Annotated in this window: 15 protein-coding genes; 13 read left to right on the plus strand and 2 right to left on the minus strand. The window is 44.6% G+C overall.

Annotation, left to right across the window (positions count from 1 at the left end; translation table 11 throughout):
- Positions 1 to 184 precede the first annotated feature (184 nt).
- Entirely contained in the window at positions 185 to 892 is a 708-nt protein-coding gene (gene ubiG, locus L3V32_RS09555) for a bifunctional 2-polyprenyl-6-hydroxyphenol methylase/3-demethylubiquinol 3-O-methyltransferase UbiG (protein ID WP_031780424.1), read from the minus strand.
- Between the two features lie 474 nt (positions 893 to 1,366).
- Between ubiG and gyrA the strand changes: the two genes are divergently transcribed.
- The 3 genes from gyrA to L3V32_RS09570 all read left to right on the plus strand — a co-directional run bounded on the left by gyrA (position 1,367) and on the right by L3V32_RS09570 (position 5,430).
- Positions 1,367 to 4,087 carry a DNA topoisomerase (ATP-hydrolyzing) subunit A gene (gene gyrA, locus L3V32_RS09560; protein ID WP_005394780.1) on the plus strand — a complete coding sequence of 907 codons (2,721 nt, stop codon included), beginning with the start codon at positions 1,367 to 1,369 and terminating at the stop codon, positions 4,085 to 4,087.
- Positions 4,088 to 4,210: 123 nt separating this feature from the next.
- Positions 4,211 to 4,834, plus strand: a complete 624-nt coding sequence (locus tag L3V32_RS09565; protein ID WP_006743142.1) for a cytochrome c — start codon at positions 4,211 to 4,213, stop codon at positions 4,832 to 4,834.
- A gap of 41 nt (positions 4,835 to 4,875) precedes the next feature.
- Positions 4,876 to 5,430, plus strand: coding sequence for a hypothetical protein (locus L3V32_RS09570; RefSeq protein ID WP_104971905.1), 555 nt, complete (start codon positions 4,876 to 4,878; stop codon positions 5,428 to 5,430).
- An 87-nt stretch (positions 5,431 to 5,517) separates the two neighbouring features.
- Here L3V32_RS09570 and nrfA read toward each other — a convergent pair whose 3' ends face one another.
- On the minus strand, positions 5,518 to 6,927 hold the full coding sequence (gene nrfA / locus L3V32_RS09575) for an ammonia-forming nitrite reductase cytochrome c552 subunit (RefSeq protein ID WP_267136659.1): 1,410 nt from the start codon (positions 6,925 to 6,927) through the stop codon (positions 5,518 to 5,520).
- 467 nt (positions 6,928 to 7,394) lie between these two features.
- Here nrfA and nrfB point away from each other — a divergent pair, with 467 nt between their 5' ends.
- The 10 genes from nrfB (at position 7,395) to L3V32_RS09625 (ending at position 16,590) form a co-directional block, all read left to right on the plus strand.
- A complete protein-coding gene (gene nrfB / locus L3V32_RS09580) occupies positions 7,395 to 7,997 on the plus strand; it encodes a cytochrome c nitrite reductase pentaheme subunit (protein ID WP_104969595.1) in 603 nt (200 codons plus the stop codon).
- Between the two features lies 1 nt (position 7,998).
- Positions 7,999 to 8,685: a cytochrome c nitrite reductase Fe-S protein gene (gene nrfC, locus L3V32_RS09585; protein ID WP_237284182.1), complete on the plus strand. Its 687-nt coding sequence runs from the start codon at positions 7,999 to 8,001 to the stop codon at positions 8,683 to 8,685.
- Positions 8,682 to 9,653, plus strand: coding sequence for a cytochrome c nitrite reductase subunit NrfD (gene nrfD / locus L3V32_RS09590; protein ID WP_006743139.1), 972 nt, complete (start codon positions 8,682 to 8,684; stop codon positions 9,651 to 9,653). Before nrfC ends, nrfD begins: the two co-directional genes overlap by 4 nt.
- A 9-nt stretch (positions 9,654 to 9,662) precedes the next feature.
- Positions 9,663 to 11,567: a heme lyase CcmF/NrfE family subunit gene (locus L3V32_RS09595; protein WP_237284183.1), complete on the plus strand. Its 1,905-nt coding sequence runs from the start codon at positions 9,663 to 9,665 to the stop codon at positions 11,565 to 11,567.
- Positions 11,545 to 12,078 carry a DsbE family thiol:disulfide interchange protein gene (locus L3V32_RS09600; RefSeq protein ID WP_167426424.1) on the plus strand — a complete coding sequence of 178 codons (534 nt, stop codon included), beginning with the start codon at positions 11,545 to 11,547 and terminating at the stop codon, positions 12,076 to 12,078. Before L3V32_RS09595 ends, L3V32_RS09600 begins: the two co-directional genes overlap by 23 nt.
- Positions 12,065 to 12,475 (plus strand): heme lyase NrfEFG subunit NrfF, encoded by a 411-nt coding sequence (nrfF, locus tag L3V32_RS09605; protein ID WP_053808915.1) that lies wholly within the window; start codon positions 12,065 to 12,067, stop codon positions 12,473 to 12,475. Before L3V32_RS09600 ends, nrfF begins: the two co-directional genes overlap by 14 nt.
- A 146-nt stretch (positions 12,476 to 12,621) precedes the next feature.
- Positions 12,622 to 12,798 (plus strand): hypothetical protein, encoded by a 177-nt coding sequence (locus L3V32_RS09610; RefSeq protein WP_005394761.1) that lies wholly within the window; start codon positions 12,622 to 12,624, stop codon positions 12,796 to 12,798.
- Positions 12,799 to 13,014: 216 nt separating this feature from the next.
- Entirely contained in the window at positions 13,015 to 13,671 is a 657-nt protein-coding gene (gene ribA / locus L3V32_RS09615; protein ID WP_005394759.1) for a GTP cyclohydrolase II, read from the plus strand.
- A gap of 176 nt (positions 13,672 to 13,847) precedes the next feature.
- A complete protein-coding gene (locus L3V32_RS09620) occupies positions 13,848 to 15,110 on the plus strand; it encodes an imelysin family protein (RefSeq protein WP_047009973.1) in 1,263 nt (420 codons plus the stop codon).
- A 97-nt stretch (positions 15,111 to 15,207) separates the two neighbouring features.
- Complete coding sequence (locus L3V32_RS09625) at positions 15,208 to 16,590, plus strand: di-heme oxidoredictase family protein (protein ID WP_237284184.1); 1,383 nt, start codon at positions 15,208 to 15,210, stop codon at positions 16,588 to 16,590.
- Position 16,591 lies beyond the last annotated feature (1 nt).

The raw sequence follows: 16,591 nt of genomic DNA on the forward strand, positions 1-16,591 counted from the left end.
CAAAAATATTTTCCTTGATCTTTGGCCGTTTTTATCTACGAAAAATAGGTTGGTTAAAATGGAATCTAGAGCACGAATTTTAGGCATAAAAAGACAAAAAAAGCGGCAACTTTGTGCTACCGCTTTCGATTCATTTTCTACAAAAAATGTCAATCACAAAACGCATTTTTTAACATAACGGCGTTCAGTATTTTTTAGTATGAACGATGTAGTTTACATCTACATTACGGCCGAGTTTGTAACTGTCATTAAGAGGGTTGTAATGCAGGCCTGTAATGCCCATTTCTGTTAGGTCTGTTTGGTCTATCATCTTCATCATTTCGGCAGGCTTGATAAACTTCTCGTGCTCGTGAGTCCCCTCAGGAACAATCTTAAGAAGCTTCTCTGCACCGACAATAGCAAACAAGTATGACTTGATGTTTCGGTTCAAGGTTGAGAAAAACACGTGACCACCGGGTTTGACTAGCGCAGCACAAGAGCGGATAACGGAGAGAGGATCTGGAACGTGTTCAAGCATCTCCATACAAGTCACGACATCGTAAGTCCCTGCGTTTTCTATAGCGTGGTCTTCTATTGTGCTCTGAATGTAGGTCAGTTGAGTACCTGTTTCTAATGCATGTAGTCGTGCGACTTCTAAAGGTTCTTTGCCCATATCAAGTCCAGTAACAATAGCGCCTTCTTTCGCCATGCTTTCAGCAAGAATGCCACCACCACAGCCGACATCAAGTGCGCGCTTGCCAAACAAGCCATTTGCTTTTTCAAGTACATAGTTCAAACGAAGTGGGTTAATTTGATGAAGTGGCTTAAACTCGCCTTCTAAATCCCACCATCGAGAAGCCATGTCCTCGAATTTCTTAATTTCACTTGGGTCGACGTTTTGTGCTTTAGTCATAATTGGTTTTATTGCATTCAATCTGAGTCCTTTAGAGGGCGTCAGTATACTCCAACGTTTTATACCCAAACAACCTCGATGTGCTTAGTGAAGGGACAATGACAGAGTTCACTGGCGCGGCAAACGCGACAGGTTCCTGTAATTTTGAAAGCGCTAGCTATTGTTTTTGGTTCATCCTTGAACTAATGCCAGTGACAATACTCTAAAACCTGCATTTTCGCGTTGTGTGGTTAAAGGAATTTACCTCGCTTTTCCGCGTAAAGAGTCCGATTTTGCTCAATGTTGACCGAAATATAACCACTAATCAGAAAGATATGGGATGAGTGTGCAAATTCTCGACATTTGATTCATAACCAAGCTCACAACCTGATAAAAGGAGAGGGAAAGTGATGCCGAAGTGATGAATTGTGTGTTATATTTTTGCACCTTACACGTATCGTAATTACGATCAGATAATAGAGGGATAATGGCTCTATGAGCGATTTAGCTAAAGAGATCACGCCCGTAAACATTGAAGATGAGCTTAGAGGTTCATATCTAGACTATGCGATGTCAGTCATCGTGGGTCGTGCTCTTCCAGATGTGCGTGATGGCCTAAAACCAGTACACCGCCGCGTTTTATTCGCGATGAACGTACTAGGCAACGATTGGAACAAACCATATAAAAAATCAGCCCGTGTTGTCGGCGACGTAATCGGTAAATATCACCCACACGGTGATAGTGCTGTGTACGACACAATCGTACGTATGGCTCAGCCGTTCTCGCTTCGTTACATGCTGGTCGATGGTCAAGGTAACTTTGGCTCGATCGATGGCGACTCTGCTGCGGCAATGCGTTACACCGAAGTTCGAATGGCAAAAATTGCCCATGAACTATTGGCTGACCTAGACAAAGAAACCGTAGACTACGTACCAAACTACGACGGTACTGAGCAGATCCCAGCGGTTCTTCCAACTAAAATTCCAAACCTATTGGTTAACGGTGCTTCAGGTATCGCAGTAGGTATGGCAACCAACATCCCGCCTCATAACCTTGGCGAAGTGATCGATGGCTGTCTTGCATACATCAATAATGAAGAAATCACTATTGATGAACTAATGGATTACATTCCTGGTCCTGATTTCCCAACGGCGGCGCTGATCAGCGGTCGTAAAGGCATTGTAGACGCGTACAAAACAGGTCGCGGCAAAATCTACATGCGTTCGAAAGCGGACATCGAAGTGGAAAAGAATGGTAAAGAAACCATCATCGTCACTGAGATCCCGTACCAGGTAAACAAAGCTCGCTTGATCGAAAAGATCGCTGAGCTAGTTAAAGATAAGAAAGTTGAAGGCATCAGTGCACTACGCGACGAGTCAGATAAAGACGGTATGCGTATTGTTATTGAATGTAAGCGCGACGCAGTGGGCGAAGTGGTTCTAAACAACCTATACGCTCAGACTCAGTTGCAAACCACTTTCGGTATCAACATGGTGGCCCTAAACAATGGCCAACCACAGCTATTCAACCTGAAAGATATGTTGAAGTGCTTCGTTGATCACCGTCGTGAAGTTGTGACTCGTCGTACTATTTTCGAACTACGTAAAGCGCGTGAACGTGCCCACATCCTTGAAGGTTTAGCGCTAGCGCTTGCCAACATTGATGAAATCATTGAGCTTATCCGTAAGGCGCCAACACCGGCTGAAGCAAAAGCGGGCCTTATCGCTCGTGGTTGGGATTTAGGCAACGTTTCAGCAATGCTAGAGCGTGCAGGTACTGATGCAGCACGCCCTGAGTGGCTAGAGCCTCAATATGGTATCCGCGATGGTCAGTACTTCCTGACTGAGCAACAAGCACAAGCTATCCTAGATCTTCGTCTACACAAACTAACAGGTCTAGAACACGAGAAGATTCTTGGCGAATACAAAACACTTCTAGAAGAAATCGCTGAACTCATGCATATCCTTGCAAGCACTGAGCGTTTGATGGAAGTGATCCGCGAAGAACTTGAAGCGGTTCGTGACGGCTTTGGTGATGCTCGTCGTACAGAAATCACAGCTGCGAGCCATGATATCGACATGGAAGAGCTGATCGCACGTGAAGACGTTGTGGTTACTCTATCGCACGGTGGTTACGTTAAGTACCAAGTACTGAGCGACTACGAGTCACAGCGCCGTGGTGGTAAAGGTAAGAGTGCGACCAAGATGAAAGATGAAGACCATATCGAGCGTCTTCTAGTGGCGAATACCCACGATAACATCTTGTGTTTCTCTACTCGCGGTAAAACATACCGTCTGAAAGTTTACCAATTGCCTCTAGCGAGCCGCACTGCTCGTGGTAAGCCAATTGTGAACATCCTTCCACTAGAAGAAGGTGAGCGCATTACCGCGATTCTGCGTGTTGATGAATTCTCTGAAGACAAATTCATCTTCATGGCAACAGGTGACGGTACGGTTAAGAAAACGCCGTTGAACCAATTTGCAAATGTTCGTTCAAATGGCCTGATTGCGGTAAACCTACGTGAAGACGATTCGTTAATCGGTGTGGATATCACTAACGGCGAAAACGAAATCATGCTGTTCTCTAAAGCGGGTAAAGTGGTTCGCTTTAAAGAAGCAGAAGAAATTCCAGTACTTGACGAAAATGGTAAGCCAGTTCTTGATGAGAATGGTCAGCCAGAGATCAAGTTTAAAGGTGTTCGTCCTATGGGTCGTACTGCCTCTGGTGTTCGTGGTATGAAACTGGCTGAAAATGACCAAGTTGTATCACTTATCGTTCCTTCGCACGAAGGCGACATCCTAACGGTTACAGAAAACGGTTATGGTAAACGTACAGCGCTGAGCGAGTACCCGACAAAAGGTCGAGGCACTCAAGGTGTCGTTTCTATCAAAGTTTCTGAGCGAAACGGCCCGGTAGTTGGTGCTATCCAGGTTGTTGAAGGTGATGAAATGATGATGATCACCGACGCTGGTACACTAGTACGTACTCGTGTGGGTGAAGTTAGCCAGGTTGGTCGTAACACGCAAGGTGTAACGCTTATCCGTACTGCGGAAGACGAATCTGTTGTTGGTTTGCAACGTATTGAAGAAGTTGATGACGAAGAGCTGCCTGCTGGTGAAGAAGCAGAAGCGTTAGAGTCAACAGACGAAAATACGCAGCAAGATACTCCAGAAGCGCCAGCCGCTGATGATGCAGAGGAAGGTAACGAAGAGTAATCTTTCGTTACTATTCTAATGTAAAAAGCCGAGCCTCAGTTGCTCGGCTTTTTTGTACCTGTATCAACGCAATACAAGCATTAAACCAGTACACTAATACTCAGTTTGTCTAGGGAGCGCGTTATGTCTGTTTGGTTTTTCATTGCCATCACTTTGATGGGATTATTCGTCGTCGTATTATCGCTCAGCGCTTCAAGAGTAAGAGCGGCACAATGGTTCGGTTTTTGTGCTTTGGTACTAGTGTTAACCAGCGCTAGCTTCTTATTGTTGCGTCAATCTCCTCCACAACCTATTCAAGCTGAAGTCTCTCGAATGATGACTGCTCGCGATATCATGCAGGAAATTCAAGACCAATTACGTGAAGACCCAAACAATGCCGAATTGTGGTTTCAGTTAGGGCAGGGCTACCTGCTAGAGGGAGAACTGGATGGCGCACTGATTTGTTTTGATTACGCCATCCAACTAACTGAGCCAGTCGGTGCCACGCAACTTGCTGCGAAAGCAACGACCTTATACTACATTCACCAGCAATCAATGACGCAAGAAGTCAGTTTGCTTCTAGAACAAGCTTTGCAGATAGAACCGCATAATGAAGCGGCTTTGTCGTTGATTGCCAATGATCATTTTCTGTCATTCCGCTTTCAGGAAGCCATTGATACTTGGGTGCTATTACTCGACTCGAACGATCCAAGCTTAGATCGAGTACAAATTATTAACTCGATCAATAAAGCGAAAGAGCTGTTGTAGGCGTAGACTCTAATAAGTAGTAGAAGAAAGGTGGGGGACGAATGAAGAATAAAGCGTTCGGAATATTTGTGGTGCTGTGCGGCTCCGTGTTAGTGGGTTGTAGCTCTTCCGAACATTCTGGCACCTCATCTACGGTTTATTACTCTTCCGGTTATTACGACCCTTGGTGGTACGATCATGACGACTACTGGATTTATTACTATCCGGGTTGTTGCGACAACGACGATGAATACAAAGAGAAACTAGAAGAGTGGTGGAATGGCTTGGATGAAGAGCAACAGCAATCCATCAAAGACAAAGTCGAAGATTGGAAAGACGATGATATGTCCGCCAATATCGATAACATGAAGCGACAGCTTGACGATCATTGGCAATCGCTGCCTGACGAGCAAAAGCAGGAGATTCAAACCAAGTGGGAGAACCGCCCCGAGCGCATCGAGCCTACGGCTTTACAAGACAAAGCCGTGGCAGAAAAGCTTCAACAAAGAAAAGCATTGCCGGAAACGAAGATCCAGCGCCCAGTTACACGCCCAAATGTGCAGATGCCTAAAACACGTCCACATATTCAGCCTAGGCCGAGACTTCCTCGTCGCTAATCTGTTTTCCTCTGCCTTCTATCAAACAAAAAGGGCGCAACGTGCGCCCTTCGTTTTATCCATTTAACCTAGTGTAATCGATACTGATCAGTACGTTGCTTCGCGCTCAGCAGCTGCTTTATCCCATTCTGGTGCCACCGTTTCTAGGAAGTGTTTCTTGTCTGCGTTCATCTTTTCCATATCCATACCTAGTGCTTGTTGCGCTTTTGCTTTGGTCGAGATATCTGGAGTTTGAACTGGGTCAGTAATACCTTTTGTTGCCAGTAAACGAACTAACTTAGTACGAGCGTCAGCAGCGCGATCAACTGCGGTACCGAGTACTTCAAGTGCTACCTCAGGAGCATGCATGTGAACACCGTGAGAAGCAATCGCGTAGTCCCAACGCCATTGTGCATGGCGAATATCTTGTAGGATAGGTTGCATCTCTTCTTCTGTTGCCCCTGCTTCCCATGCTGCACCAGCTTCAAAGTGCGCTGCCACAATTTGCTTCTCGGCGGTTAGCTTCATGTTTAGTACTTGCGCTTTGCGAGTCGAAACGATGCCTTGTAGCTGCTCTTTGGTTTGAGTATGGCATTGCGCACAGGTGTCTTCAAAACGATCAAACGGGTTACCCACTTTGTGGTCAGTGTATACCGTACCGTCTTCTTTGGTTACTTTAGGCATGTGACAGTCCACACACACCACTTTGTTTTTGCCATGAATACCCGCTCTCCAAGTTTCGAAACCTGGGTGTTGCGCCTTAAGCATTGGTGCTTTAGAAACGGCGTGCGTCCAATCTTTAAAGTTCAACGCGTCGTAGTATTTCTCCATATCAGCGACGTTGGTCCCCATGTCCCATGGGAATTTGACTGCTTTAGTCGGACCTGTGAAGTAGTACTCGACATGACATTGAGCGCAGACTGACGCTTGTTTATCTAAGCGAGATTGTTGGTCAAAATTTTTGCCGATGGTGTCAAAAGCACGCTCGACGTATGGGCGAGTCAGTGCCAGTGCGGGTTCGCCCTTCTTGAAGGCTTCAGAACCCGTATTGTGACAGTCGGAACAACCGATAGGGTTGACGATTTCTGAGCCCAAGCGCGCCCATTTACCTTCAAAATAGCCGTCTTCACCGCGCTCTTCAATTACGCGGGCGACATCTGGGCTTTTACAACTCCAACAAGCCATCGGCATTGGCCCGGAGTTTTCGTCTGCTGGTGCGCCGGTTCTGAGGGTTTGCCTCACATCATCAAGCGCGTAAAAGTGACCGCGCGCTTTGTTGTAGTCTTTAGCAAAACCATAACCAGCCCACAAGATCACCATGTTTGGGTCTTCACTTAAGGCATCTTCAATATGCTCGCTTTCCGATGTGGCTTTCCAAGAGTGATATTGGTCAGGATGGTTTTGTTCAAAGGTATCATTGCGAGGCTCTATGAGACCAGTATCCTCTGCCGCCAAAGGAGCACCAACCAAAAATAATTGGCTGGCGAATAAGGTCGCAACCGCGATAGGTGCGCTCATCCAGTGTTTTATGCTCACGGTGTTATCTCCATATTCGTTTTTATTAGCAGCGTTGTGAGGAGCTATTCCAAATAAGAATCGGAGATCTATCGTTAATATTAATAGTGAATTGAATAGATGAAATAGTGACCGAAATTGGCCTTGTTTTAGATCAATTTATGCTAGTGATCTTAATCATGTTTAAGTTCATATACCCCTAAAGTGGTATATTGTAATCCCCTTTAATCACAGTGTGTTATGGGGATAACCATTTTAAAAATAAGGTGATTAAGTTCGCTTTTTGAACATGTGATTCTACCTCTTAGGAATTATAGAGGTATTATAAATACAGGTTTAGCGTTGTGGCTTTCCAAAATAAGAATTGATGTCATTTGAAGGTGTAAAAATATCTTCAGAGGAAATTAATTGTTGCTCAAATAATAGTTGATAACAGTTATCAATTATTATCGAGCTAAGGAAAGAAAAATATGGGCAATATAAAATTGACCATAGAGACAATGCTGAAATTTCTCTTCATCTTTGCCATCTATGGTTTTTTCACCGCCGCCCATGCGACTTCTTCAGAGCCAGTTGAAGGTGCTCAAGCTGAGCGTCATCAAGTCGAGTTGATTCGTGACCGAGACTATAAATGTCTTCAATGTCATAAGGATGCTAAAGATACTCTGAATCTATCGCATGATTCGCAAGCGTTATTGAGTCAAGGTAAGCAGCTCAATTGCACTAACTGCCACAGCAACATTGGCCCTGATCACCGTGAAGGCGCACCCGATGTGATTAAGTTTTCTGCTGCGCAATCGAAAGCGGTGCACGACAAAGTGTCCCTTGACCCAAGCTTGATTCTCAAAGCTAATAGCCAGTGTGTGGATTGCCATGCACCGACACAGCTTAGAGAAAGCCACTGGACGCACGATGTGCACGCCAAGAATCTCACTTGTTCAAACTGTCATGATGTTCATGCCGCAAAAACCAAAGCTTTGTCTTATGACAGAAAACAGCTGATTAAGCAGTGTGTGGATTGTCACTCTGAATTTGCCGTCGAACCTGAACTTGCCAAAGAAGAGGAGAGATAGCATGAAATGTTCGAGAAGAAACTTTTTAGCTAGCAGCGGTGCGTTGATTTTAACTACAGGCGTTGCGGGCACTTCCGTTGTTAGCTCCTCTCTTTATGCCAGCAACAGTGAACAAGCGAAGCGCATGGGTATGGTTCATGATGAAAATGCCTGTATTGGCTGTACCGCTTGTACCGATGCTTGTCGCGAAGTAAATAAAGTCCCTGAAGGCGTAACGCGACTTAAAATTCATCGCAGTGAACCGACTGGCGAATTCCCAGATGTGGAATACCAGTTTACTCGCGAATCCTGTCAGCACTGTGATAATCCACCATGTGTCTATGTGTGCCCAACAGGCGCAGCATACAAAGATGAAGCGACGGGCATTGTGGATGTACACAAAGAGAAATGTGTCGGATGTGGTTATTGCCTTGCTGCTTGTCCTTACCAAGTGCGCTTCTTTAATCCAGTCGATCACTCTGCGGATAAATGTAACTTCTGCCGCGATACCAACCTGGCGCAAGGTAAGCAGCCAGCTTGCGTGGAATCTTGCCCAACAAAAGCACTCATCTTTGGTGATTTAAATGACCCAGCTAGCGAGGTGAGCAAAGCTATCGAAAGCCATGTTGTCTATCGCGATAAATCGCATTTAGGTACGCAGCCTAAACTGTACAAAATTCCGCATAGTAAAGGGGAGGTGTCATCATGAACGGCTTCGAAAGTGCATTCCACTTTGACTCGTTAGTCTGGGATTGGATTATTGCGATTTACTTATTCCTCGCTGGGATGTCAGCAGGTGCGGTGATGATTTCTATCTATTTAAAACGCAAAGTGATTGAAGGTGATCCCGCAAACAATGGCATTATAAAAGCAATGGCTTGGCTAGCGCCATTTGGCATTATTTCTGGCTTAGTGATTTTGATTTTCCACTTAACTAAACCGCTTGAGTTTTGGAAGATCATGATTTACTACAACCCGACTTCCGTGATGTCGATGGGCGTTGTCTTGTTCCAAGTGTACATGCTAGTGCTGTTTGTTTGGATCGGCGTTATCTTCCGTCATCAAATCATCAGCTTCTGCGAAGGAAAGTTGCCGAGTAAATTATTGGATTTTGCCGATGGCATCTTGATTAAAGCAGGGAAAGCCAACAACGCAATTGAATTATTCTTGGGCTTCTTAGCCATCGTGCTTGCGGCATACACCGGCTTTTTATTGTCTGCATTGAAGACTTACCCAATGCTAAACAATCCAGTACTGCCAATCTTGTTCCTGTTCTCTAGTCTGTCATCTGGCGCAGCAGCATGCTTGATGTTCGGCATCTTGGTATTTAAAGAGTCGACCAGCAGCCCAAGTGTGTCTTGGGTACACGGATTTGAACGCCCAGTAGTATTGTTTGAGCTGTTTGTCTTAGTGACATTCTTCACTGGGCTTATCTTTAGTGGCGGGCAAAATGAAGCCGCGGCTTGGAATGCCATTTCGAGTGGGTTCTGGGCTCAGTGGTTCTGGGTTGGGGTGGTGCTCATCGGAATGATCACACCGTTGACACTAAACTGGCTAACGCCTTCAGAAGTTCGTCATAGGGGAAGTTACGTTTTTGCGGTCACAACGTTGAGCTTGGTTGGCGTACTCATGCTGCGTACTTTCATTCTCTATGCTGGTCAAATGACCATCGTGTAAGGAGGCAAAATGGAGGCTGAGCTCGGTTTCTTTTTGTTGATATTGGTGGCTGTCGCATCGACATGTGCGACGCTGCTGCATTGGGTTTGCTTTACGCTGAGGAAGAAGGGAGTGTTGCCACACCAAACCGCAACGTCTCATATTATCAGCTTAGCCTCCTTAGTTTGTTTGGCGCTTTTGATAGTCTGTTTTATTCAGGATAATTTTGCGCTTGAGTATGTGGTTACACACTCGAACAGCCAGTTACCTATCGCGTTTAAGATTGCAGCTGCTTGGGGCGGCCATCAAGGGTCTATGTTGTTTTGGGTGGTTACGTTGAGCTTATGGGCGTCTTTTATTGCTATCAAGTCGCCAGTTTGCACTCAATATACAGGCGATTGCTTGGGTATCATGAACTTACTTATTGCTATTTTCGCTTGGTTTACCCTCACCACGTCCAATCCTTTTGAGTATGCTCAGACACTAGCGTTGGAGGGACGAGATCTCAATCCGATGTTGCAAGATATCGGGCTTATTATTCATCCACCGCTGTTATATTTGGGCTACGTTGGTTATGCCGCGATACTGGCGTTCGCCTTAGCTGCGTTATTAGCGAAACGACCTATAAATGAATGGTATGGTGTTGCCCGTAGTGCCGCTTTCTTTGCTTGGGGTACGCTAACAATTGGAATTTTGATTGGTTCTTGGTGGGCATACAATGAATTAGGTTGGGGCGGGTGGTGGTTTTGGGACCCGGTAGAAAACGCGTCTTTGCTGCCTTGGTTAATGGGTACCGCACTACTGCATAGCGGTGTGTTGTCGAAGCATAATAAAGGAGCAATTTGGAGCACCTACGCATTGGCTTTTGCGACGTTCAGTTTGAGTATTCTCGGCACATTTGTGGTGAGATCGGGTGTATTAACCTCAGTACACGCGTTTGCGGTTGATCCAACCAAAGGTGTAGTACTTCTTGCCGTTCTCAGCGTTTTGGTGGTTGTCACCTTTGGTGTGCTCATTGTGCGAGGGCTACATATTCCTCGTTTTACGCTCGATTCGTTAATAAGTCGTGCCTACATGGTATACATCGCTATTGGACTTCTCGTTGTTTGTATGGCGATTGTTTTCCTCGGTACCTTTTACCCAATGCTTTATCAACTGCTTGGCCTGGGTAATATATCCGTTGGGGCACCTTACTTTAATAGCCTCGTTTTTCCCCTTACATTACTTGCTCTGACCTTTCTCGCCTTTATGCCCGTGTTGAAGTGGACGAAAGGAGCCAATCCTCATGCCGTTAAAACCATTGGGTTTGTCGGTATTCATGTTATTGCGGTTAGTACTATTTTCGTTTTTACTACAAAAGAGCTTCATATAACGACTTTGATTACTCTGGTATTAGCGACGTGGGTAGTGGTTTCTCATTTGCTTTTGCTGTTTTATGCAGAAAACAAGAGCAAATTAATGCCTATGCTTCTTGCTCATATTGGCTTTGCGTTGGCTGCAAGCGGAGCAGTATTTAATAGTGACTATTCGTATGAATACAACTTACGGGCAGAGCCTGGTAGCTCGTATCAAAAAGCGAGTATCACCGTTGATTATCATGGAATTGAATGGTTAGTTGGGCCGAACTACGCCGCAGAACAGGGAAGTGTTGATCTTTATTTGGAGAGCGGTAAGGCGCTGAACTTTCAACCCGAGAAACGGCATTACCCTGTACGCGTGATGAATATGACCGAGCCCGCTATTCGATCACTATGGCATGGAGACTACTACATCACTTTGGGTGATAAGCTCGACAACAGCGCCTACGCAATTAAAGTGCAATATCGGGCGGGTATCTGGTGGATATGGTTTGGTGGCGCTTTAATCGTAATAAGTGCTTTGGGGAGTATGATGAATCTAAGGGGAAAAGGTAATGAGATCGAAAAATACGCTTAAACTGATCGTTCTCATATTGCTAGTTGCGATTTTTGTTGTCACCGCGACATTGGCATTATCCGATAGACCAAACGTAGAAATACAACAAAATCGTGTGTTATCTATCCCGGATTTTACCGCTTACTCACTCATTTCAGGCAATCGAATCACCGATGCAGTACTAGAAAATCAAGGTTATGTGCTATTGAATGTTTGGGCGTCTTGGTGTGGGGTTTGTAAACAAGAACATGATGATTTGCTCAAATTAGCTCGACGAGGTGTGCCCATCGTTGGCCTTAACTATCGAGATAAAGAGAGCGCGGCTAAGCGCTATTTGAGCTCTTTACACAATCCATATACCGAAGTTATATCCGATCCTAATGGGCAACTGGCGGTTGAACTTGGTGTAGTAGGAACGCCTGAAACTTACTTAATTGATCAAAGTGGCAATGTTTTGATCAAATATAGAGGTAAGTTAACAATAGACAAATGGAACTCGTTATTTTCGGGGTATTTTAATGTCTCACTTTAAATATGCTTACTTCATTATTGTTTTGTTTTCTTTGTGTTCTTCTTGGGTCAAAGCAGAGCAAATTACGCAGCATGTTGATCTGTTTGAATTTCATTCCGTTGAACTGCAACAAAGAGCAATTGCATTAGCTAAGGCTTTACGATGCCCACAATGTCAAAACCAAAACCTTGTTGAATCTAATGCACAAGCCGCTAAAGATTTAAGATTGAAAGTGTACTCGATGGTAAACGAAGGAAGTACGGATCAAGAGGTAAAAGATTATTTGGTTCAGAGATATGGGAATATCGTTTTGTATCAGCCGCCATTTAATTATTCGACAGCAGCGTTGTGGATCTTTCCTCTATTACTTTTGATCTTTTTTATCCTATTTTCGATCAAAATGATAAAGCGTCAATAATGTGACCACTATTCCACTATGGGAAATAAATCGTGCAGATAACAAACAGAATGTTATCATTTTTCCGAATTTATGAAGATTCCAGTATAAAGAAAATCAACGATTTGAGCTGGAGAAGTAATAAAAGAACTAAGTAGGTGCACGCAGTGGATTCAGTTATATTACAGTTAAAAAAAGACTTTTATTCGCAGATTCGTGCATTGCAAACCTCGAAACTGCCTCAAGTTACATCGTCTCTTGCCGTATTAACCGAAGAAGAAATTCAAGAACTCGAAGCGGTATGGATAGAGCTTACTGTTTGGAAACGTAGCCAAACACATTAAATCATCACCCCTACATGCAACTCATTATCAACCCCAGACAAAATTTGTCTGGGGTTTTTTATTGTAGTTTTTCAAAATTGTTATACTATAACAATTCGTCAGCGCGGGGAGTTGTTCTCTTTGGCTGTCTTTAGGGGATAACTGCTCTCAATTGTGATCTCTATATTGAAAAATGCGGTATCAATCCCCATAGTTGAAGAGCAATGAGTGAATCCCATGAATGCAATAACGAAAACGCATCAAGCGCATCAAGCAATAAATCGAGTGAGTATAGATATGGCGGAAGTACGTGCCAGAGTAGATTTTAAAGTCGGGGCTAAAAGTAATATCGATGCTGAAATCCTGTCTTTTCGTGGCCTGAAGACAGATAAAGAGCATGTGGCAGTTATCTTTAGGCAAGCGGATCAAACGCAAGAAACGCCTTTGGTGCGTATGCATTCAGAATGTCTTACTGGTGATGTTTTTCACTCATCCCGCTGTGATTGCGGCGAGCAATTAGAAGAAACCATTCAACGCATGGGCGAATCTGGCGGTATTATTTTATACCTACGTCAGGAAGGTCGTGGTATTGGTCTATACAATAAGATTGATGCGTACCGTTTGCAAAGCCAAGGTATGAACACCTATGAAGCAAACAACCATTTGGGTTTTGACGATGACCTTCGTGATTTCACTGAAGCAGCGCAAATGCTCGAAGCATTAGGTGTGAGTAAAATTCGCCTTGTGACCAACAACCCTAAGAAAATCCGTGAATTAGCAGAATACGGCATCGAGATTGTTGAGGTTGTCAATACCTCTGCACATATTAAAGATGGTAATGAAAGCTACCTAAAAGCAAAAGTTTCTCATGGTAAGCACAATCTAAAATTCTGATTTTATTTATTAAATCATCAGTTTTGCATGTTAAAAGCCTCACAATGATGAGGCTTTTTTTGTATCTAGAGTTGAAAATAAATTGTAAATTTGTATTATCTCGTGACTAATAGTGCAAATAAGAATAATTAGCACTACGAATAAAACAAATAAATTGCTCAACAAGGATGCTTCAGATGAATGCAAAAACAGTTTTAGTCCAATCTATTGCTGCATCACTCCTCATTGCCAGTGGTTCTACCGTTGCTGCCCAAGTAACGAAACAACAAGTCGTTGAACATTATGCAGACGTTGCACATGCAGTCTTTGCTGACTCAGTGACAACGGCGAAAACGCTCGACGTAAAAATCGACGAATTCCTAAAATCGCCATCAGCGGATAAGCTTGAAGAAGTAAAACAAGCGTGGCTAGACTCTCGCGTTCCGTACCAACAATCTGAAGTATTCCGTTTTGGTAACGCGATTGTTGATGACTGGGAAGGGCAGTTAAATGCATGGCCACTTGATGAAGGCCTAATTGACTACGTAGCGACAGATTACCAATATGAACTCGGTAACGAAGGCGCTGCTGCAAACATCATCGCAAACACCAGTTTACAGATTGGTGCTTCTAAACTAGACGTTTCAAAAATTACTCCAGAATTGCTAGCGGATCTCAACGAAGTAGGTGGTTCTGAGGCAAACGTTGCGTCAGGTTATCACGCGATTGAATTCTTACTTTGGGGTCAAGACCTAAACGGCACAAACGCAGGCGCAGGTCAGCGCGCTTACACAGACTTCGTTGTCGGTTCTGAGTGTACGAATGGTCACTGTGACCGTCGTGGTGAGTACCTAAAAGCGGCAGCCGATCTACTGGTTCAAGACCTTGAATGGATGGAAAAACAGTGGTCTGCGGAAGTGAAAGGCAACTACCGTGAAACGCTTCTTAATGATTCTGCGGATAATGGCCTACGTAAAATGTTGTTCGGTATGGGTTCATTGTCTTTAGGTGAGCTAGCGGGTGAGCGTATGAAGGTGGCACTAGAAGCGAACTCAACTGAAGACGAGCACGATTGTTTCTCAGACAATACGCACAACTCTCATTACTACAACGAGCAGGGCATCTATAACGTTTACACAGGTCTTTACAAGCGTGAAGACGGCACATTGCTTTCTGGTCCGAGTATTGCTGACCTAGTGGCTCAAAAAGACAAACAAGCAGCTAAAGAGATCCAGAAGCAGTTTGATGTTACGCGTAATCAAGTTGGTAAATTGGTTACGTCTGCGGAGAAGAACAACCAACACTTCGACCAGTTAATTGCAGCGGGTAATGCACAAGGCAACACGTTAGTGAATGACACCATCATGTCATTGGTTGCTCAAACCGGTTCAATTGAACGTGCTGCGGGTATCATTGGCATTGATAGCCTAAGCCCTGATACTGCTGACCACGAGTTTTAATCAAAGTACAAAAAATAATTGAAAGGGCTCAAACGAGCCCTTTACCGTTTTAACTCGCTGTTATCCCACCCCTCTTGTTGTGTTTTAGAGCAATGATATGAAGCCTTACTTAATTTCGGCCTTGGCCGTGATCTTTTCTTCTACTGCTATCGCGTATGATGTGAAATCTGGTGGACAAACGAGCGTCAAAAAGGAAGGTGCCAACGCGTATTCTCTTCCTGCCGCGAACCTTCCTATGAGTAAACGTCTTGATTTTAGCGTGGGCAATAGTTTTTTCCGCAACCCTTGGGTACAAGCGCCAGCGTCTACCGATGCCAGAGATGGTTTGGGACCTCTTTTCAATACAAATGGTTGTCAAAACTGCCACATCAAAGATGGTCGTGGTCATCCTCCAGAGCAAAATGATTTGCATGCGGTGTCCATGTTAGTGCGTTTGAGCATCCCTGCGATGACGTCAGAACAAAAAACAGCGTACATCAGAGACGGCGTTATACCTGAGCCGACTTATGGCGGCCAGCTCCAAGACTTTGCCCTGCAAGATCAAACGCCAGAAGGAAAAATCGAAATCACGTACACCGATGTGCCAGTGAAGTTTAAAGACGGCACGACGGTGACACTAAGAAAACCTCGTTTGAATATTACCGATCTAGGTTACGGCGATATGCACCCTGATACAGAATTTTCAGCGCGTGTTGCACCGCCAATGATCGGCCTTGGTTTGTTAGAGAGTATTCCTGACGAAACGCTACTTGCATGGGCTGATGCACAAGATGCAAATAAAGACGGTATCTCAGGTAAAGTAAACAAGGTTTGGGATATTGAGAAGGACGACTTCTCGATTGGTCGTTTTGGCTGGAAAGCCGGACAACCGACGTTAATGCAGCAAAATGCAGCAGCATTCAATGGTGATGTGGGTCTGACGAGCCATTTATTCCCCAATGAAAACTGTACCTCGAAACAAAGTATTTGTGACGACATGCCAAATGGCGGTAAACCAGAAGTGAGTGAAAATATTCTCGACTTCGTTGAGTTTTACAGCCAGCACTTAGCCGTACCTATTCGCCGAAATATGAACGATCCTAGCGTGAAACTCGGTCAGAAAATCTTTGCTGCATCTGGCTGTGAAAGCTGCCATAAGACCAGTGTCAAAACGGCGAAGCGACCAGAGTTACCAGCGCTTTCTGAGCAGCTTATCCATCCATATACAGACATGCTTCTGCATGACATGGGTGAAGGTTTAGCCGATAACCGTCCTGAGTACTTAGCAAACGGCCGTGAATGGCGAACGGCACCCCTATGGGGCATTGGTTATACCGAAGAAGTAAACGGGCATACTTACTTCTTACATGATGGCCGCGCCCGTAACCTGATGGAAGCGGTGTTGTGGCACGGCGGCGAAGCTGAAACGGCCAAACAAAACGTGCTAGCACTGAACAAAAAAGAACGTGATGCATTGATTGCGTTTCTGAATTCTCTATAAG

The organism is Vibrio sp. J2-4, from assembly GCF_021728155.1.
GTDB lineage: Bacteria > Pseudomonadota > Gammaproteobacteria > Enterobacterales > Vibrionaceae > Vibrio > Vibrio diabolicus.

Bases quoted from the DNA above. Each gene is read 5' to 3' on its own strand.
- ubiG (WP_031780424.1), bottom strand. From the start codon at position 892: ATGACTAAAGCACAAAACGTCGACCCAAGTGAAATTAAGAAATTCGAG.
- nrfF (WP_053808915.1), top strand. From the start codon at position 12,065: ATGTCTCACTTTAAATATGCTTACTTCATTATTGTTTTGTTTTCTTTG.
- L3V32_RS09570 (WP_104971905.1), top strand. From the start codon at position 4,876: ATGAAGAATAAAGCGTTCGGAATATTTGTGGTGCTGTGCGGCTCCGTG.
- L3V32_RS09600 (WP_167426424.1), top strand. From the start codon at position 11,545: ATGAGATCGAAAAATACGCTTAAACTGATCGTTCTCATATTGCTAGTT.
- gyrA (WP_005394780.1), top strand. From the start codon at position 1,367: ATGAGCGATTTAGCTAAAGAGATCACGCCCGTAAACATTGAAGATGAG.
- nrfB (WP_104969595.1), top strand. From the start codon at position 7,395: ATGGGCAATATAAAATTGACCATAGAGACAATGCTGAAATTTCTCTTC.
- L3V32_RS09565 (WP_006743142.1), top strand. From the start codon at position 4,211: ATGTCTGTTTGGTTTTTCATTGCCATCACTTTGATGGGATTATTCGTC.
- ribA (WP_005394759.1), top strand. From the start codon at position 13,015: ATGAATGCAATAACGAAAACGCATCAAGCGCATCAAGCAATAAATCGA.
- L3V32_RS09595 (WP_237284183.1), top strand. From the start codon at position 9,663: ATGGAGGCTGAGCTCGGTTTCTTTTTGTTGATATTGGTGGCTGTCGCA.
- nrfC (WP_237284182.1), top strand. From the start codon at position 7,999: ATGAAATGTTCGAGAAGAAACTTTTTAGCTAGCAGCGGTGCGTTGATT.
- L3V32_RS09620 (WP_047009973.1), top strand. From the start codon at position 13,848: ATGAATGCAAAAACAGTTTTAGTCCAATCTATTGCTGCATCACTCCTC.
- nrfA (WP_267136659.1), bottom strand. From the start codon at position 6,927: ATGAGCGCACCTATCGCGGTTGCGACCTTATTCGCCAGCCAATTATTT.
- L3V32_RS09625 (WP_237284184.1), top strand. From the start codon at position 15,208: ATGAAGCCTTACTTAATTTCGGCCTTGGCCGTGATCTTTTCTTCTACT.
- nrfD (WP_006743139.1), top strand. From the start codon at position 8,682: ATGAACGGCTTCGAAAGTGCATTCCACTTTGACTCGTTAGTCTGGGAT.